Consider the following 18,409-nt stretch of genomic DNA (forward strand, 5'->3'; position numbering starts at 1 on the left):
GTCAATGACTGCGCCCCTAATTCGTGCCGCTAGAAACTTCCGGACACGCTGAACCTGACGATCCTGCCGAATTTCAAACCTCCTTTTTCCGTGAAGGCTATGGAAGATGTATCGCGCAGGCCGGCGAACACCACTCGGCGATAATCTAGATCTGCATTCAGCAGATTGCTCGCGTTGATATTCACCTTCATGCCGAAAATATTCTTGTGCTCCACAAATAACGAGGCAAAAAGCGGGCCTTCGTTCTCCTGCGCGAACTCGGTCAATCGATAACCAGGCCCGCGTTTCGAATGATACAAATCCCCGCCGTAAGCCCAGCTGCTTTTCGGAATATCGTGCCGGTAGCCAAGAAATAACTCGCGGTGCTGGATATTGCTGAGCGGGCGCTGGACACCGTCCAGCGGATCGGCAACTGACGACTCCTGAAATTCGATCGACAGATCCACCCTGGCCCCTTTCATTCCCAGCGGCCCTAGTTCGATGGTGGTGTCGAATTCTACGCCATGCCGCCAGGCGCTGTCGATATTGCCCGGTGATTGGCCGCCGCCCGCAATGGGAATGATTTCGACCAGGTCCGATATTTGCCTGTCAAACAGGCGCAGGGTGGCCGAACCCCATTTGCCTACCGCTTTTTTGATTTCCAGATCGGTATTCCAGCTCTGTTCCGGGACGAGATCGGAATTGCCGGCATCGGCGATATCATCGTTCACTTGCACGCTTGCCAGAAAACTGCCGAAGCCGAGTTGGCCCACCGCACGCTCGACCTGAAATGACACATCCAGCCCCTTTTTGGCCGCCCATGCGAGATTCGCCGACCCTTTGGGACGCCAGAAACTCCTTTCCACATCAGACTGGCCGGACTGTTTCAATGTAGAGTATTCTGCCCCGGCAATCAGCTGCAAGGTTAAATTCTTCGCAAGCGGACGGCCATAACTTATCGCACCATTGTAGCGGTCTTCAGTCACTCCGGCAGTGTTGTCCGCAAATTCGATCTCGGAAAAGTCGCCCGCCGTACCGAGTTCGAAGAGCGCAGCTACCCGATCTAACCGGTTAAATGCGGCTTCACCCGATATTTGCCAGTCTGCAACGCCCCAAGCCCAATTAAACTCCGCCCGGGCAATGCGTTCGATCTCCTCGCTGTTAGCGGAAAATCTGCTTCCGGACGGTTCATCTGCGCCGAAATAGCTTTCATTGACCGTATCTACAAAATCGTCTTTATCGCCCCGCTGAAGCGCGACAAGTTTCAACCTGCCCGGTCCTGCGCCAAACTCGATATCCCCGCCCAGTTCATACTCCGGATCGCTGTTTTCAAATGTACGGATGCGGTCCCGGTCGAGCGTAGCGACCCCGCCGGTAAGTTCGCGTGACCGCTGTGTGGATTTCCCGCTTTGGTAGCTCGCGTTGAGATTGCCCGCCAATTCGCCCCGGGTCCACTTCAGACTGCCTGTCATCTTGGGAGAATCGCGGTTTGCCCGATTGCTGAAATCCTGAAGCTCGATCGGCTGCCCTGCGCCGTCGGTGACTCTAATCAGACCGTCTGCACCACCGCGAAAGCCGCGGTGCGCTATCGAAGCAGTATATTCCAGATTTCCTGTTGCACCGGAGACTGACGCTTCTGCGCGGCCAAAATAGTTCGCATTTGTCAGCGGGCGCACTTCACCGGACCATTCGAACTGGCCAGACACATTGCTGACGTCCACGATCAGGTTGGCCACTTGCCCCGTGAGCCCGGGAATTTTTAGGGTCGCGCCGTCAACCAACTCGATTCGAATGACATCGCCGGCAGAAATGCGCGAAACCTGCGCGCTCGTGCTTTCGCTCTTCCCAGACAGCCGCTTGCTATTCACCAGTACATTGGTGGAAGCCTGACCAAGACCGCGCCCCTCACTGTCGCCACGCACCTCGAATCCCGGAATACGGCGAAGCATGTCGAGCGCGTTGCGGGGCGCGAACTGCGCGAAATAATCAGGCTGGAAAACGCGAGAATCGGCAGGGGGCCCTGCTGGAATTGCCGCATCGCCTGCGAATCCGGCGGGTCCGGCTGCTGGCGTCTCTGACGATACGCCTTGCGCAAATGCAGCACCAGATGACGCACCAAGCAAGACCAGAATCGTAGCGGTGCCAATTTCAATCCCGGATCTGCGCAAAGTTACTCTCCCAATGCCACAAGGCAGGATTGGGGACCCGCGCCGGACAAGCGGGAATGTCTAAATCCGTCCGCAGATGTCGCCGATACTGTTAATCGACCAAGCGCAATATCTGGAGGTTGGGTGACAGCAACTGCGCGGATCGGGCACGTTCGTAAGCCGCACCGGCCTGCAAGATGCTATGATCTTTCCATTTTGCACCCAAGAACGAAAGCCCGACCGGTAACCCTTCTACAGATCCCATCGGGACTGTCAGATGCGGGTAGCCCGCAATTGCCGCCAGATTGCCCGCACCGATGCTGCCTGGGTAGTTGTCGCCGTAAACCAGGTCGATCGGCCATGCAGGGCCAGTTGTGGGCGCAACCAGAAAATCTACCCTATTTTCGGCAAGGAGCTTGTCGATCCCGTCTGTTCCGGCCAATCGGAGGCTGTTACTTCGCGCCGCGAGATAAGCCTCGCGGTCCGTGGTCTGTTCGGAAAGCAGAAAAATTTCCTGCCCGAAGAAGCGCATTTCCTCGCCGGGATTGGCCGCGTTGAACTCAATAACGTCGGCGAGCGACCTGACAGGTATATCGGCGGGCGAAGCGGCAAGATATTTGCCAAGATCTTCGCGCAATTCATATAGCAGGACGGTGTATTCGTCGCGGCCCATTGCTTCGCTCGGTTCATATTCGACCTCGACGATTTTCGCGCCCGCAGCGCGCATATCTGCGATCGCCTGCTCAAAAATACGAATGACATCAGCGCGCTCGCCGGCCTGCTTGCGCAATACCCCAATTCGCTTGCCGCCGAGTGAGGCGGAGGCCAATCCGGTCGTAAAATCGGTCATGCGCGTGTCCGCTTCGGCAGTTGCCGGATCCAACGGGTCGCTGCCTGCAATGGCATTCAGGAGCATGGCCGCATCTCTTACGCTGCGGGTCATCGGACCGGCAGTGTCCTGACTATGACTGATCGGGACAACATGCGTCCGGCTGACCATGCCAACCGTTGGTTTAAACCCGACAATTCCGTTTACGGAAGCTGGGCAAGTGATCGAGCCATCCGTTTCGGTGCCGATTGCCGCCCAGGACAGACCAGCCGCGACGGCCGCCCCGCTTCCTGATGAAGAGCCACAGGGATTGCGGTCCAATGCGTGCGGATTCTTCGTTTGCCCGCCAACGGCGCTCCAGCCGCTGGTTGAATTGGTGGAGCGGATATTGGCCCATTCGCTGAGGTTGGTTTTCCCCAGAACAACCCCGCCGTTCGCGCGCATCCGCTCAATCAGCGGGGCATCGCGGCGCGTGTTGTTACCGGCCAGAGAAAGGCTTCCGGCAGTTGTGGGCAGTTCGCGCGTTTCAATATTATCCTTCACCAGAACAGTGCGGCCGGCAAGCGGCAAGCCGGACGCCGCAGCTGCACGTGTCTGGGCCGCCACCTGAGGGTTTAATGAAATTACAGCGTTCAGACGCGGACCGGCATCGTCAATTTCCGCAATCCGCTGGCGATAGTACAGCGCGCGCGCTTCACCGCCGATATCTTCATCGCCTATTGCGATTCCCGGGTTGGTGGTTTGCAGATCCTGTTGCACGCAAGCAGAGGTCGAAATCGCGATTATAACGAGCGAGGCAAGGACCGGTTTTTTCATTATTCATGTCTGGCGCGCCCGGACCGGCAGCGCAACCCGGTTACCAATTTAAACCCATCCTATGGCGCCCGCCTGTAAATGCCGTCAACCAGGAACGCTGTGAATAGCCGGCACGGCCGTGCGCAGGGATTGAAACGGATAAGGGGGTTAATGCACTTGAACATCACCGGGTGAGAGCCGACATAGCGTCTCGACACATCAAACGAGGTTTTTCATGATCAATCTGTTCGGCTCTGACGGCCCAGAAGCATATGGCTCGCAGGGCCAGTTCACAACTGATGCTGCCACTGGCGCATTAGTCCCCATGGTGGTTGAGCAAACAAGCCGCGGAGAACGCAGCTTCGATATTTTCAGCCGCCTGCTTCGCGAACGCATTGTTTTTGTAACCGGGCAGGTGGAAGACGGGATGGCTTCGCTAATCACCGCACAGCTGTTGTTTCTTGAAAGCGAAAATCCTTCCAAGCCGATCAGCATGTATATCAATTCACCCGGCGGCGTTGTGACGGCTGGCATGGCAATCCACGATACGATGCAATATATCAAACCGAGGGTTTCGACGGTTTGCATGGGTCAGGCCGCTTCGATGGGCAGTTTCCTGCTGGCTGCCGGCGAACCAGGCATGCGAGTCGCGTTGCCCAACTCGCGGATCATGATCCACCAGCCATCTGGCGGAGCGCGCGGGATGGCTTCCGATATTGAAATTCAGGCCCGCGAGATATTGCGGATAAAGAAAAGCATGAACGATCTGTATGTCAAATATACCGGCAAGAGCCTGAAAGACATTGAAAAGGCTATGGACCGGGACACATTCCTGGAAGCCGACGAAGCCATGAAATTCGGGATTGTCGACAAAGTGTTTGAAACACGGCCGGAAAATGAAGTCACCGAACAGGACGAAGAGAAAGGCTCGGGCGGCGCGCCAGAGTGATTTGTTTCTAGACACATGGATTGGGCGGGGCGGTGCATTTTGGTAACCACCCCGCTTCAGCGGGTATCAATCGAACAGGGGCTACGCATGGCTGGATGGCAGCCAAAATAGTTAGCGCCGTTGATTAATCATTAGGCTGGGTTACAGTCGACCAATCCGCGCGGTAAATTTCCAGCGGATTCGGGATATACGGGATATGACGAAGTTGAGCGGAACCGATTCTAAAAGCACATTATACTGCAGCTTCTGCGGTAAGTCTCAGCATGAGGTGCGCAAACTCATTGCCGGGCCAACCGTGTTCATCTGTGATGAATGCGTAGAATTGTGCAACGATATCATTCGCGAGGAAACCAAGGCCGGTATCGCGGGCAAGAAGGAAGGCGACGTGCCTTCGCCGCGCGATATTTTCGCGACGCTGAACGATTATGTCATCGGTCAGGACCGCGCCAAACGCGTCCTGTCTGTTGCGGTTCACAATCATTACAAACGCCTGAAGCACGCCGGTAAATCGGGTGATGTCGAACTGGCCAAATCGAATATCCTGCTCGTCGGCCCGACCGGCTGCGGCAAGACACTGCTGGCCCAGACGCTGGCGCGCACTTTCGATGTACCGTTCACGATGGCTGATGCCACAACGCTGACCGAAGCGGGTTACGTGGGTGAAGATGTCGAGAATATCATTCTCAAGCTGCTTCAGTCGAGCGACTATAATGTCGACAAGGCGCAGCACGGCATCGTCTATATCGATGAGATCGACAAGATCACCCGCAAGTCCGAAAATCCGTCAATCACACGCGATGTATCGGGCGAAGGCGTACAGCAGGCTCTGCTTAAACTTATGGAAGGCACGACCGCCTCCGTACCGCCGCAAGGCGGGCGCAAACATCCGCAACAGGAATTTCTGCAAGTCGATACGACGAATATCCTGTTCATATGCGGCGGCGCCTTTGCCGGGCTTGAGAAAATCATTGCTGACCGCCTGCAAAAACGCAGCATCGGTTTTGGCGCACATGTCGCTGATCCAACCAAGGCCCGCATCGGCGAACTGCTGGAAAAGTGCGAGCCTGAAGATCTGCTCAAATTCGGTCTGATTCCTGAGTTTGTCGGCCGGTTGCCGGTTATCGCCACACTTCGCGATCTCGATATCGATGCGCTGGTCGAGATTTTGTCCGAACCTAAAAATGCATTGGCAAAACAGTATCAGAAGCTGTTCGAACTGGAAGATGTCGAACTGACTTTCACGCAGGACGCGCTTGAAACGATCGCTCAAAAGGCGATCGCCCGCAAAACCGGTGCTCGCGGCCTGCGCTCGATCGTGGAAGGTATCTTGCTCGACACCATGTTCGATCTGCCGACCATGGAAGGCGTGACGGAGGTCGTCGTTGACAAGGATGTTGTGGAGGGCCGCAAGGAACCTGTCCGCGTGATGGAATCCAAGAAGAAGAAGAAAGACAAGGCCGCCTAGCCGGTCGGGCGTAAGCTTTAGCTGCCATCGGCTGCGAGTCGTTCGGACACACTCCCAACGCGATAGCCGCGCTGTTTCAACCCCGTCGGGAGTATTGGCAATGCGTCGCGCGACGTCTGGCTGCGGCCGTACATGGGATGGTGCAGTATGATCGCGCCGGGATGCACACGCCTTGGGATGTCATCGGTGTAAGCCTTTGGGTCGGTGAATCGCTCCGGCTGGTCTTCCACGTCCCACATGATCGTCTGGTATCACTTCTAGTGGCAGTCCGATGAGCTGCCTTCCAAAAAGGGCCGGAACAGTCTGCTTTCGCTTCCAGCATTGACACCTTCTGGGGTGGGCCCTTCATCAAATGAAAGTGCAATAATTTTCTCTTGCGTGGCGACACTGCACGTAACGTTGCCAATCATTTGAAGACAGCGGGCCTTGAAATTTGGTTCGCTGCTACAGCGAGAACGACACCGCCGACGCAGATTACGGTAGCTTGTATCGTCAACTTTTTGAGCATCTGGAGCTCCGCAATTTTTATTTCGTGTTTGCCCTTGGTAGCTATGAATTGGAAATAAAAACCCGCCCGGCATTTCTGCCGAACGGGTTCTGTCCGCTCCCGCAAATGGGGGAAAACCGGGAGCGCGGAACCAGACCCTCTTTGAGCGGTCCGGAAACAGTTAAGGTACGCAATCAACCGGGAAGAAACACACCGTCCGTGACGTGAATTACGCCGTTTGAAACGCGCACGTCGGCTTGCGTTACAGCAGCAGTGCCGCCGGACGCATCGGTGATAACGATGGTGTCACCCGATATGCGCGCGGTCAGCTTTTCGCCCGCAATGGTATCGATAGTTGCGCTGCCACCGCCCTTGCGGATCAGCTGCGTCAGCCTTTGCGAACCGATATTTCCGGCAACTGCGTGATACGTCAGGATTGTGGTGAGTGCGCCTTTGTTCTCGTCGCGCAACAAAGTTTCGACCGTACCTTCAGGCAATTTGGCGAATGCTGTGTCTGTAGGAGCGAATACTGTGAATGGCCCCGGGCTCGAAAGCGTATCCGCCAGGCCCGCAGCGACAACTGCGGCGACCAGCGTATTGTGGACACCTGTACCTTGAGCAGCGGTTACGATCGTTGGCGCATTGCGGGTGTGATTGTGATCATGATGGTCAGCCAGAGCAGGGCTACCGGAAATCAGTGCGCCGCTCCCAATTGTTGCAGCGGCAACGAGGATAAGTGCTTTGAACTTTGGCATCGTAATCTCCTTTGACTGCAAGATGTCTCGGCTTGCATGGAGAGTTACGGAGCGTACCGGGTAAAAGACGCAAAAAAATTCAGATTTTTTGCAAAGTACCAGAAGCGACCACCGGACCGGCGTTGCCGCTGCTTGGCGCACCGCCCAATGGTTCCCGTGTCAGGACAAGGCCCGAGCCATCGGCAAGAGTTTTTGCAAGTGCAGGTTCGACCGTTATCCTGCGTTCGAAGCCTGCCTCTACTACACCGAGCGACCGTGTCCCCCCTTCGTCATCGACTACCCACAGTTCATGATCATGCACACCGTCGGCGGTCAGACCGCTGGCTGAAATGAGCAGTTGCGATTGGTCGGGCAGAAATGTCACCCCAAGGCGCAGAGGGGTGTCGCCAATTGCAATTGACGCCACCAGTGGCGCTTCTACGCCAGAAGAGGCAGATGGTGTCGGCGCCGTTACGGGAAATGCGAACAGGGCTATCGCGATTGCGGCGGCTGCAGCCAGGCTGCTTGCCAGCTGCCACGTGCGGACCCGCTTGCGCAGGGCCACAATTTCGGCACTTTCGCGCGGCTTGGCCATCGCGCTCTCGATACGGGGCCATAAGTCCGGCCCCGGCTCAAGTTCGGAAATTTCGTCGAGCAAGGGCGCGAGACGCATTTCCCAAAGCGCGACTTGGTCTGCGAAAGACTGATCGCTGGCAAGCAATCGGCGTGCTTCCATTGCTTCCTCGGCGACAAGAAGGCCAAGTGCCTGTTCAGCGGCGAGGCGGCTGCGATCATTCATTGTGCGTCTGATCCTAAACACTTTGCCAGTGCGGCAAGACCCCGGCGAACCCAGCTCTTCATCGTGCCTAGCGGCACTCCGCGAGCCTCGGCCAGTTCTTTGTAAGTGACACCGTCAAAGAAAGCGCTTCGGATTGCTGCTTGCTGGCGTTCCTCGAGCTTGCCCAGGCACAAATGGATTTGGCCCTCCGTTTGCTTTTGCTCGATGACATTGTCCGCCAGCGGTGTGTCGTCCTCCACACCGAGTGCTGCATCCGCGGGAAGCGCGCCGCGAACCGGCTTGCGTTTGCGTAACCGATCAATAGCCCGGTTGCGGGCAAAGGTGGCGAGCCAGCTAATCGGGCTCGCTCGCGCGGGGTCATACCGATCTGCCCGCTCCCAAAGACCGAGATAGACATCTTGCAAAGCATCCTCCGCTTCCCCCCTGTCGTTCAAGATACGGAAACAGATGCCGAATAGTTTCGCCGATGTAGCCGAATAAATATCCTTCAGCGCTTTACGGTCACCGCCAGCCAAGCGCGCCATATCAGCGCTCAGTTGCGCTCGTGCTTGTGTAGCGGCACTATCTCTTGGTGGTTTGGAGACCATTGCGCCAACCTTACCGAATTGCGTTCAGCCCGTCACCTACAGTTGCGCAAATGGTGCCAAGCAAGCATGATTGGACGATGAGGTTTACACCGGTCCAGTCATCACTGAACGTATTGCAGGGCATTCCCGGAGCGAAGTCACTGGCCCGCATATTGCGGCTGGCAGCCAACGCCGATTTTCGCGCAGTGGAGCAACTGCGACGCGACCGTGATCAGCGATTGCTGCAACCTTTCCCGACTACAGCAGAAAACCGGTATCCCGCGCTGTTTGATGCTGTCGCACAGCTTCTGGCGGACAATCCTGAGCCCCGAGTGTTATCGTTCGGCTGCTCGTCCGGCGAGGAAGTTCGCGCGGTTCGAAACCGTTTGCCGTCTGCCAGAATAATTGGCGTCGATATAAACCCGCGCATGATCAAAATGGCCCGCCGCCGCGATCCTGAGGGAGACTACCGCTTGTCAGCGCGGCCGCCCAGTCACGGCGCATTCGATGCCATTTTCGCCATGGCGGTGTTCAGGCACGGCGATCTCGAGGCGTCCAGGCCCCAGAACTGTGCGTCGATCCTTTCATTCAAGCAATTTTCCGAAGGGGTTTCTGCGTTGGATGATGTGATGGTCAGTGGGGGCTATCTGGCTATCGGCAACGCGCATTTTCGGTTTGCAGATACTGCGACCGCCAGATTGTACGATGTGGTTCCCCTCGAATCCGCGCAACCCGCGCCTGACCTTGTTTATGGACCCGATAACGAACGATTGACGGAAGTTGCCGACAACCAGTTATTGTTTCGCAAGGTTCGCGCCTAAACCTTTGCTGCATCTTCCAGCACACAGTTTTCGCAGTCCTGTTCGATCTGGATCGTCGCATGACCGATATGGTGGCTATGCTCCAGTTCGTGGGCCACCTCGTGCAAAAATTTGTCGCCCGGATGTCCCTGCGGCATCACCAGATGGGCCGTAAATGCAGTTTCGGTCGTGCTCATAGGCCAGATATGAAGATCATGCACCCGCTCTACGCCGGGCAGATTTGTCAGATAGGTACGAACCGCGCTCTCATCGATATTATCCGGTACACCAAGCAGGCCCATTTTAATGCTGTCTTTGGCAAGCCCCCAAGTGCCCCAGGCGATCAGCGCGACAATGATGAGGCTGGTAACGGGGTCGATCCACAGCGCTCCTGTTAACAAAATCAAGGCGCCCGCCACAACTACGCCGAGCGATACGAGCGCATCGGCAGCCATATGCAGAAATGCACCGCGGATGTTGAGATCATCCTTGCGTCCCTTCAGGAAAAGTAGCGCAGTCGCCGTGTTGATCACGATGCCAATTCCGGCAACCAGCATCACTGTGCCTCCTTCCACCGGCTGCGGGTCGGAAAGCCTGCGAATAGTCTCGACCAGGATTACCCCCAAGGCGATGAGTAGCGTCGCAGCGTTGGCGATCGCCGCGAGAATGGTGGAGCTTTTGAGACCGTAGGTGAATCGTTCGCTTGGTTTGCGCCTGGCCAGAATGCTTGCGCCCCATGCAAGCAGCAGACTCAATACGTCCGAAAGATTGTGCCCCGCGTCCGCGACCAGCGCCATCGACCCGGATAAAAATCCGTAGGTGGCCTCGACAATGACAAATGCAATGTTCAACAGCACGCCGATCGCAAAGGCGCGGCTGAAATCAGCCGGTGCGTGCGAATGGTCGTGTGAATGTGCGCCGCTCATGATCTAATCGTACACGCACATATCCAGGCCGTCTCGCCTGACAACACTGATACGGGCGGCGATGGAATTGCCGTGACGGCGCAGCCAGCCCGTGGGATTGGCAACCGAGCGCTTTTTGGGGAGCGGCAAAGCGGCAGCCATCCGGCCTGCTTCGGTCGGCGTCAGTTTGCCGGCAGAATGCTGGAAGTAACGCTGCGCCCCGGCTTCGGCGCCATAGGTACCGATGCCGGTTTCAGCGACGTTCAGATAAACCTCCATGATCCGGCGCTTTGTCCAGAGGTTTTCGATCAGAAAGGTGAACCAGGCCTCCAGGCCTTTACGGAAATAACCGCCGCCTTGCCACAGGAATACGTTTTTGGCTGTCTGCTGGCTGATGGTCGAGCCCCCACGGATTCGGCCACCCTTGGCATTTTTTTCCATCGCTTTGAGGATTGCCTCACGGTCAAAACCGTCATGGGTACAGAACTTGGAATCCTCTGCCGCGATCACGGCGCGAACCAGATTACGATCGATATCGGAGAGCGGCTCCCAATCCTTGGTGATACTCTCGCCGTCCATCAGCATCGTCGCGGTTACCGGCACGGGTACAAACCGGAATGCGATGACCAGCGCTATGCTGAGGAGCACGAACCAGATTACGATTTTTGCAGCAAACCAAAGGATACGGATCATGCGCGGCTCATATCCTGTGTTCAACCAAAAGAGAAACCCTCCCCGCTCGATTGAGCGGGGAGGGATATATTCTCAAATCCTAGCTTTTAAACAGCAGAGGGCGTGAACCGTTCGCCGGCGATTGTTTTCATCGCCTTTTGGAGTTTTTCAAACGCGCGCACTTCGATCTGGCGAATACGCTCGCGACTTACATCGTAAACTTGCGACAACTGCTCAAGTGTTTGCGGATTTTCTGTCAGCCGGCGTTCGGTGAGGATGTGCTGTTCCCGCTCGTTAAGCGATTCCATTGCTTCACCCAGCATTTCGTGGCGAACCGATGCCTCCTCGGCATCCGCGACGGTTTTGTCCTGAAGCGGACGATCGTCAGTCAGCCAATCCTGCCACTGCCCGGCCCCATCTTCATCGCCGCGCATCTGCACGTTGAGCGACGCATCGCCGCCCATCATCATACGGCGGTTCATGTTGATAACTTCCTGCTCGGGCACACCGAGGTCGGTCGCGATCCGTGTCACATCGTCAGGATGCAGGTCGGAATCTTCATAAGCCTCAAGCTGTTTTTTCATCCGTCTAAGGTTGAAGAACAGTTTCTTCTGCGCCGCGGTCGTACCCATTTTAACGAGCGACCAGCTACGGAGGATAAATTCCTGCATGCTCGCCTTGATCCACCACATCGCGTAAGTGGCAAGGCGGAAGCCCCGATCAGGTTCGAATTTCTTCACGCCCTGCATCAGCCCTACATTTCCTTCGGAAATCAGATCGCTGACAGGCAGGCCATAGCCGCGATAGCCCATCGCAATCTTTGCCACGAGCCGCAAATGCGACGTGACAAGCTGCGCAGCGGCTTCCGGATCTTCGTGTTCGGCATACCGTTTGGCGAGCATGTATTCCTGCTCGGGCTTCAGCATCGGATATTTTTTGATTTCGGTCAGATAGCGGTTGAGGCTCTGCTCTCCGCTAAGGGCGGGGACCGAAAGTTTCTTCTTCGTAGTCATGTTTTCCCAAACCTTTCATTGTCTGCCAAGCGGCGCGGACCCCTGATGGGCATCCGTCATTGCTGGCCACGGCTTCATTATAGGGGCGTTGGCCTCGCGCACCAAGTGCATTTCATCGATTCAAACCATCGGTTTGGTCGATGAGTTCCTGCATATCTGCGGGTAATTCGGCGGATAGTTCGATCCGGTTACCAAATACCGGGTGATCAAAGCCGAGATCAGCAGCATGGAGGGCCTGGCGATGAAAGCCAATCCGGTCGAGAATCGGTTTCAATGCTGATTGGTTACGCCCGTACATCTGGTCCCCTACTAGGGGATGACCGATTGACGACATATGAACCCTGATCTGGTGCGTTCTGCCCGTTTCCAGACGGCATTCGATAAGTGAAGAATTTTCGAGCCTTTTTAACGTCTTATAATGTGTGATAGCATGTTTGCCGCGCGCAGAACTTTCATCGAGCACGGCCATCTTCTTACGGTTGCGATCAGAGCGCCCTATTCGCGCGTCGATCGTCGCTGCGGGGGGTATCGGATATCCGCTTGCGACGGCCAGATACCGCCGCGAAATCGAGTGGTCAGCAAACTGCGACGCAAGCCCTTCATGCGCGGCAGTAGTTTTTGCTGCCACCAGTAAACCGGAAGTATCCTTATCAATCCGGTGCACTATTCCGGGACGGGCAACCCCGCCAATGCCCGATAGCTGACCCTTGCAATGATACAGCAAAGCATTGACCAACGTGCCGGTGTAATTTCCGGCGGCTGGGTGGACGACCATTCCGGCAGGTTTATTGACGACGATAAGATGACCGTCCTCAAATACGACATCCAGCGGGATGTCTTCGGGTTGCGCCTCGGCAGGCGTGGGGGCGGGCAGCGTAATGACGAAGCCTGCGCCAGCTTGCACCTTTGCGGAAGGGCTGGATATGGTGGTTTTACCGACCGTTATCGCGCCTTGGGCGATTAGTGCCTTGATCCGCTCACGGGACAGATTTGTCGCCTCGGCCAGCGCTTTGTCCATGCGGCCCGAGACAGATACCGTTCCGTGAATGACATCGGCTGTTCGCATGTTATGGGAATGGGCGATGCAATTGGCGGTTACAAGAGAAGTTCTCGAATTCATCGAGCGAGAAGCGGGTCTGGCCCTACCTGATGAATGCTGCGGAATTCTCACAGGAAACGGCCGTTCCGTAACCGGCGCAATAGCCGCGCGTAATGTGCACGCGAGCCCTGCCAACCATTTCGAGCTGGAACCGCAAGCGCTTATAGACGCGCACCGTGCTGCACGCTCCGGTGGCCCCGCCGTTCTCGGTTATTATCACTCTCATCCCAATGGCTTGGCAAGGCCGTCAAAGATCGATCAGGCAGAAGCATTTGGTGACGGAAAAATATGGGCGGTAATCGCCAAGAGCGAGGTAACATTCTGGCTCGATGATCCTGTCGGGTTTTCCGCGCTTTCATACTCCGCCACAGACGGGTAGGGACAATCAGACATTTCTAATCACGACCGGATGAAATCGCATGAATACTGCATCTCACGAACTTGCCAGCATGCTCTGTTCGCGGCTTTGCCATGATCTGCTTAGCCCGGTCGGGGCGCTCAACAACGGGCTGGAATTGTTGGCGGACGAGCAGGACCCTGAAATGCGCAAGCGCTGGTTCGAGCTTCTCGAGCAGAGCGCGAAGGCATCGGCGGACAAGCTCAAGTTCTTCCGCCTGGCCTTCGGTGCCGCCGGCGGATTTGGCGAAATGGTACCGGTCGAAGAAGCCCAGAGCGTGGTCAATGCGCTGGTAGGCGCAAACGAGCGGGTCGAAGTGCGATGGGCGCTTACTGCAGCCAAATTGCCGAAGCCGGCAATCAAGACGATGCTCAATCTTGCCTCGATTGCGCTTGATTCTCTACTGCGGGGCGGCACACTCGATATCGGTGCCGAATTGCTCGACCAATCGAGCGAGATTGTCGTTCGCGCCACGGGCGACCGTATCGCGTTTGACGATTCTATCGGGAAGGCCCTGCAAGGAACGCTTCCGAAAGATGAATTGAGCAGCCGGACCGCGCCTGCACATATGCTTTATCTCGTGGCGGAAGATCTGGGCGGTGGTTTGCAGTACAAGCTGGATGATAATTCGCTCGTTTTGGGCGCCGTGCTGCCTCGCGATTCCACAGGGATGATCGGCTAAGCAATATGGATGACGAACTGGTCCACCGCTACGAAGCATCACCCAATTATAATGACCGCGCACTGCCGATTTCGATGGTGGTGCTGCATTATACCGACATGGAAAGCGCCGACGACGCGCTGGCGCGGATGTGCGACGAACAATCGCAAGTCAGCGCGCATTATCTGATCAGCCGAACCGGCGAGGTCATCCAAATGGTCGATGAAAGCAAACGCGCCTGGCATGCAGGGATGAGTTTCTGGCGCGGCCACAAGGATATCAATTCGGCGAGCATCGGTATCGAGCTTGATAATGACGGCGTGCAATTCGGCTACAAACCTTTCCCGCGTGAACAGATGGAAGCGCTGATCCCGCTGCTCGCGCGGATCGTGCAGGAGCACGACATTCCGCGCACCAATGTTGTCGGCCATTCCGACGTTGCGCCGGCGCGCAAGGTCGATCCTGGTGAACTGTTCGATTGGGAATGGCTGGCAAAGCTCGGGCTGGCGATCAAGCGGCCCGACATTCCCTTGGGTGATCCGTTCGAGAATGACGGCGCTTTTTATCTCGCTCTTGAACGGTACGGTTATGACATCACCGATGGTCACAAGGCGGTAGAAGCGTTCCAGCGGCGCTGGAGGCCGTCGCTGATCAATGGCCAGATCGACGGACAAATTCGTGCAATGCTGTTCCATCTGCTCTTGGAACGTGACCGCGGAGACGCTAGGTAAGAACTGCACCGGGAGGCTGGGCAGCCGCGTCAGGGTTTACCCTGCCGAGGAAAGTCCGGGCTCCATGAAACGAGGGTGGCGGGTAACGCCCGCCGGCATCCGCGCCCCCCGGGATACGGAAGCAAGGGAAAGTGCCACAGAGAGCAAACCGCCTGCTTTATGCAGGTAAGGGTGAAAGGGTGCGGTAAGAGCGCACCGCGCGGCCGGCAACGGCAGCGGCATGGCAAACCCCACCCGGAGCAAGGCCGAATAGGGGCGGCGTGCTGATGGCTCAGGCCTGATGCAGGGTGTTTCACCCGTGACCGCCCGGGTTGGCTGCTTGAGCGCGGGAGCAATCCCGCGCCTAGATGAATGGCTGCCTCCGCACGGCAGGTGCCGTAAGGCATACCGCGGGCGGTACAGAACCCGGCTTACAGGCTTCCCGGTGCAAAATTGGAACGAAGTATGTGCCGCTCCATTGGGCTGGTATGGAAAGCGCCCTCAGACACCCTCGTAGCGATGCGCAGCGCATTGCAATCATCATTGCGGTATTTATCCAGATCGGTGCGACATTCCTTCCGGCAATGGGATTTGGCGAACAGATCGGCGAACGCTCGGACGCGGTGCGAACCCTAATTACACCGGCGGGCTGGGCATTTTCGATCTGGGGTCCGTTGTTTATCGGCACGATCCTGTTCGCGATTTATCAATTTCTGCCTCATCAGAGGAAAAATGCTCTGCTTGACCGGATCGGGTGGTTTGCAGCGGGCGCATTTCTGGGTAATGGCCTGTGGGCGGTATGGACGCAGTTCAACGATCTGAACGCTGTTTCCGCCATCATTATCGCTGCTTCATTAGTTTGCCTGCTGACAATACTGCGCCGGCTGGTCGCACTCGACCGCCCCTTTACCAGCGGCGAACGCTGGTTGATCGTTTTGCCATTGAGTGCGCTGGCTGCGTGGCTGACTGCAGCCACCATCGTGAATATTGCCGCAACCTTGACCTACTACGGGGTCGGCGGGGGGGCAACGCACCCAGCGCTTGCCGCCGGCATCATTGTAGTTGGCGGTGCGATTGCTGCGCTGGCTGTTGCGCGCAGCAAAGGTAATCCCTGGTATGCCGCGGTCTTTTTATGGGCGCTGCTGGCGATCTATTTCCAAGGCGGCCAGCGGGCGGTATTTGTCGCATATGCAGCCATTTTTTCAGGGGTATTGGTCGGCTCGATAACCATTGCCCGGCTGGCGTTGGTGGAAAATCGCAAGAAGTGGTTTGGCTGATGCCGATTTATGCGCGCCCGATACTCGTATATTCGAACCCTGCTGCTTGAAGCTCTTCCGGATCATACACATTGCGCAGATCGACAAGGACGGGTGACCGGGCCAGTTGCTTGACCCGTTTAAGGTCGAGCGCGCGAAATTCGTTCCATTCGGTGACCAGCACAATTGCATCAGCGCCGGTGACTGCCGTGTAGGGATCGCCTGCCATTTTCACCTCCGGCAACAACGGGCGCGCCTGCTCCATCCCCTCCGGGTCAAATGCGACGACTTTCACCCCGGCATCCTGCAATGTCTGCGCCACCCCTAATGCCGGACTGTCCCGCATATCGTCCGTACCCGGCTTGAAGGTCAGGCCGAGCATTCCCACCGTCTTGCCGCGCGCCGCGTCTGGGCCGCCAAGCGCGTCGATAACTTTGCGCCCCATAGCCGGTTTGCGGCTGTCGTTAACTTTTACAACCGCTTCCACGATGCGAACCGGGCTGCCGTAATCCTCGGCTGTTTTGAGCAGAGCCAGTGTATCTTTGGGAAAGCAGCTGCCGCCGTAGCCGGGCCCGGCGTGAAGGAATTTTGGACCGATGCGAGCATCCATCCCGATGCCGCGCGAAACGTCCTGGACATTGGCGCCCACCTTTTCGCACAGATCAGCCATTTCGTTGATGAAGGTAATCTTCGTCGCCAGAAAAGCGTTCGCGGCATATTTTATCAGTTCCGCGCTACGGCGGCTGGTAAACAGTATCGGGCTCTCGTTCAAATACAACGGTCGGTACACTTCACGCATGATATCTTTGCCAAAATCGTCGTCAGTCCCGATCACGATCCGGTCTGGCCGCTTGAAGTCGTCAATCGCTGCACCTTCGCGCAAAAATTCGGGGTTGGAGACGACAACGAACCGCGCATTGGTTGCGCTATCCTGAATAATGCGTTCGACTTCGTCACCGGTTCCGACCGGAACTGTCGATTTCGTCACAATCACAGCGTCATTCGATAAATTTGCACCGATCTCGCGTGCGACGGCATAAACGAATGACAAGTCGGCATGGCCATCACCGCGGCGCGACGGGGTGCCTACAGCAATAAAAATAGCGCTCGCCCCTGCTGTTGCTGAAGCAAGATCGGTTGAAAACGAGAGGCGCCCGGCCTTTACATTGCTCGATACCAAAGCCTCCAGGCCGGGTTCGTAGATTGGCATGATACCGCTATGCAGTGCATCAATCTTGGATTGATCCTTGTCGATACAGACAACGTCATGTCCAAAGTCGGCAAAGCAAGCTCCCGAAACCAGACCAACGTAGCCAGAGCCGACCATTGCGATTTTCACTAGCCGAATGCCTTTTGTTTGATTTTGATGCCCGCAACATCATCGCGCGCCGTCAGATACCGCCTGGTGGAGCCTTCCAGAACCAAAGCGGTGAGGCGGCCATTACAATATGCGCCGGTATCGATCCCGATCCGGTTGCCGCAATCTTCGACCTTATCGGATATCGTATGTCCATGGACGACCACATGGGAATGCGGCTCCCTGTATGACAAAAACGGTTCACGAATCCATAACATATCTTTGCGCTTCTGCGCATTTGGCGCCACGTCGGGAGCGATTCCGGCATGCACAAACAGATAGTCGCCGATGACGATAAGTTCCTCAAACCCTTTCAGGAATGCGATATCCGCTTCGGGTACGGCGTCCCGGTAAATCGTGAGCAGTTCTTCCATCGAGGCGCTGTTATAATCCTTCTTTTTGACACCGTAAGAAAGGATGGTTTCACGGCCGCCATGACGGATAAATTGCCTAAGTGTCTCTTTCTTCTCGAGCGCACCGAGGAACATCTCTTCATGATTGCCGGCTAGAATCCGGACATTGCGCTGCTGTTGCCAATCGCGCGCACGGGCAATCACCCCGGCGCTGTCCGGGCCGCGATCAACCAGATCACCCAAAAGAATCACGGTCGAAATTGCCTTGCCTGCGCTGGCATCATCATCTTCGACAGCGTCGATCAGCGCATCGAGCAGATCCAGACGTCCATGAATATCGCCGATTGCATAGACCCGATGACCTTCGGGTATTGATGCAACCGGACGGCGTTTCTTACGCAACATATCTTTGACAGGTTTGAACATGAGTTTTTGC

At 56.5% G+C, this 18,409-nt stretch carries 18 protein-coding genes and 1 other RNA gene; 8 read left to right on the top strand and 11 right to left on the bottom strand.

Annotation, left to right across the window (positions count from 1 at the left end; translation table 11 throughout):
- Positions 1–29: 29 nt before the first annotated feature.
- On the bottom strand, positions 30–2,147 hold the full coding sequence (locus WFP06_RS03165; RefSeq protein ID WP_336985793.1) for a TonB-dependent receptor plug domain-containing protein: 2,118 nt from the start codon (positions 2,145–2,147) through the stop codon (positions 30–32).
- A gap of 91 nt (positions 2,148–2,238) precedes the next feature.
- On the bottom strand, positions 2,239–3,771 hold the full coding sequence (locus WFP06_RS03170) for an amidase (protein ID WP_336985794.1): 1,533 nt from the start codon (positions 3,769–3,771) through the stop codon (positions 2,239–2,241).
- 214 nt (positions 3,772–3,985) lie between these two features.
- Between WFP06_RS03170 and WFP06_RS03175 the strand changes: the two genes are divergently transcribed.
- Together WFP06_RS03175 and clpX are read left to right on the top strand one after the other, a co-directional pair.
- Positions 3,986–4,699 carry an ATP-dependent Clp protease proteolytic subunit gene (locus WFP06_RS03175; RefSeq protein ID WP_336985795.1) on the top strand — a complete coding sequence of 238 codons (714 nt, stop codon included), beginning with the start codon at positions 3,986–3,988 and terminating at the stop codon, positions 4,697–4,699.
- Positions 4,700–4,895: 196 nt separating this feature from the next.
- Positions 4,896–6,164, top strand: a complete 1,269-nt coding sequence (gene clpX / locus WFP06_RS03180; protein WP_336985796.1) for an ATP-dependent Clp protease ATP-binding subunit ClpX — start codon at positions 4,896–4,898, stop codon at positions 6,162–6,164.
- A gap of 681 nt (positions 6,165–6,845) precedes the next feature.
- Here clpX and WFP06_RS03185 read toward each other — a convergent pair.
- The 3 genes from WFP06_RS03185 to WFP06_RS03195 all read right to left on the bottom strand — a co-directional run bounded on the left by WFP06_RS03185 (position 6,846) and on the right by WFP06_RS03195 (position 8,708).
- Complete coding sequence (locus tag WFP06_RS03185) at positions 6,846–7,406, bottom strand: fasciclin domain-containing protein (RefSeq protein ID WP_336985797.1); 561 nt, start codon at positions 7,404–7,406, stop codon at positions 6,846–6,848.
- Between the two features lie 79 nt (positions 7,407–7,485).
- The gene (locus WFP06_RS03190) at positions 7,486–8,184 is read right to left on the bottom strand and encodes an anti-sigma factor (protein WP_336985798.1); all 699 of its coding nucleotides are present in this window, start codon (positions 8,182–8,184) and stop codon (positions 7,486–7,488) included.
- A complete protein-coding gene (locus WFP06_RS03195) occupies positions 8,181–8,708 on the bottom strand; it encodes a sigma-70 family RNA polymerase sigma factor (RefSeq protein ID WP_336985799.1) in 528 nt (175 codons plus the stop codon). The genes WFP06_RS03190 and WFP06_RS03195 overlap by 4 nt, the downstream gene beginning before the upstream one ends.
- A gap of 140 nt (positions 8,709–8,848) precedes the next feature.
- On the opposite strand from WFP06_RS03195, the gene WFP06_RS03200 reads away from it, so the two are divergent.
- Positions 8,849–9,571 (top strand): methyltransferase domain-containing protein, encoded by a 723-nt coding sequence (locus WFP06_RS03200; RefSeq protein ID WP_336985800.1) that lies wholly within the window; start codon positions 8,849–8,851, stop codon positions 9,569–9,571.
- Here the strand turns inward: WFP06_RS03200 and WFP06_RS03205 are convergent.
- From WFP06_RS03205 to WFP06_RS03220, 4 genes are all read right to left on the bottom strand, one after another.
- Positions 9,568–10,476: a cation diffusion facilitator family transporter gene (locus WFP06_RS03205; RefSeq protein WP_336985801.1), complete on the bottom strand. Its 909-nt coding sequence runs from the start codon at positions 10,474–10,476 to the stop codon at positions 9,568–9,570. The genes WFP06_RS03200 and WFP06_RS03205 overlap by 4 nt on opposite strands.
- Positions 10,477–10,479: 3 nt before the next feature.
- Positions 10,480–11,148 carry a monofunctional biosynthetic peptidoglycan transglycosylase gene (gene mtgA, locus WFP06_RS03210; RefSeq protein WP_336985802.1) on the bottom strand — a complete coding sequence of 223 codons (669 nt, stop codon included), beginning with the start codon at positions 11,146–11,148 and terminating at the stop codon, positions 10,480–10,482.
- An 86-nt stretch (positions 11,149–11,234) separates the two neighbouring features.
- Positions 11,235–12,140: an RNA polymerase sigma factor RpoH gene (rpoH, locus tag WFP06_RS03215; RefSeq protein WP_336985803.1), complete on the bottom strand. Its 906-nt coding sequence runs from the start codon at positions 12,138–12,140 to the stop codon at positions 11,235–11,237.
- A 112-nt stretch (positions 12,141–12,252) separates the two neighbouring features.
- Positions 12,253–13,206, bottom strand: a complete 954-nt coding sequence (locus tag WFP06_RS03220; RefSeq protein ID WP_336985804.1) for an RluA family pseudouridine synthase — start codon at positions 13,204–13,206, stop codon at positions 12,253–12,255.
- Between WFP06_RS03220 and WFP06_RS03225 the strand changes: the two genes are divergently transcribed.
- The 5 genes from WFP06_RS03225 (at position 13,187) to WFP06_RS03245 (ending at position 16,284) form a co-directional block, all read left to right on the top strand.
- Positions 13,187–13,618: a M67 family metallopeptidase gene (locus WFP06_RS03225; protein WP_336985805.1), complete on the top strand. Its 432-nt coding sequence runs from the start codon at positions 13,187–13,189 to the stop codon at positions 13,616–13,618. The two genes, WFP06_RS03220 and WFP06_RS03225, sit on opposite strands and share 20 nt — an antisense overlap.
- A 40-nt stretch (positions 13,619–13,658) precedes the next feature.
- On the top strand, positions 13,659–14,318 hold the full coding sequence (locus WFP06_RS03230) for a histidine phosphotransferase family protein (RefSeq protein ID WP_336985806.1): 660 nt from the start codon (positions 13,659–13,661) through the stop codon (positions 14,316–14,318).
- A gap of 5 nt (positions 14,319–14,323) precedes the next feature.
- Positions 14,324–15,028, top strand: coding sequence for an N-acetylmuramoyl-L-alanine amidase (locus tag WFP06_RS03235; protein ID WP_336985807.1), 705 nt, complete (start codon positions 14,324–14,326; stop codon positions 15,026–15,028).
- Between the two features lie 8 nt (positions 15,029–15,036).
- Positions 15,037–15,457: RNase P RNA component class A (rnpB, locus tag WFP06_RS03240), an RNA gene on the top strand.
- 38 nt (positions 15,458–15,495) lie between these two features.
- The gene (locus WFP06_RS03245; protein WP_336985808.1) at positions 15,496–16,284 is read left to right on the top strand and encodes a hypothetical protein; all 789 of its coding nucleotides are present in this window, start codon (positions 15,496–15,498) and stop codon (positions 16,282–16,284) included.
- A 7-nt stretch (positions 16,285–16,291) separates the two neighbouring features.
- Here the strand turns inward: WFP06_RS03245 and WFP06_RS03250 are convergent, their stop codons facing one another.
- On the bottom strand, positions 16,292–17,602 hold the full coding sequence (locus tag WFP06_RS03250; RefSeq protein WP_336985809.1) for a UDP-glucose dehydrogenase family protein: 1,311 nt from the start codon (positions 17,600–17,602) through the stop codon (positions 16,292–16,294).
- On the bottom strand, positions 17,602–18,399 hold the full coding sequence (locus WFP06_RS03255; protein ID WP_336985810.1) for a metallophosphoesterase family protein: 798 nt from the start codon (positions 18,397–18,399) through the stop codon (positions 17,602–17,604). Before WFP06_RS03255 ends, WFP06_RS03250 begins: the two co-directional genes overlap by 1 nt.
- Positions 18,400–18,409: the final 10 nt, after the last annotated feature.

This window comes from Altererythrobacter aquiaggeris, from assembly GCF_037154015.1.
Classification (GTDB): Bacteria; Pseudomonadota; Alphaproteobacteria; order Sphingomonadales; family Sphingomonadaceae; genus Aestuarierythrobacter; species Aestuarierythrobacter aquiaggeris.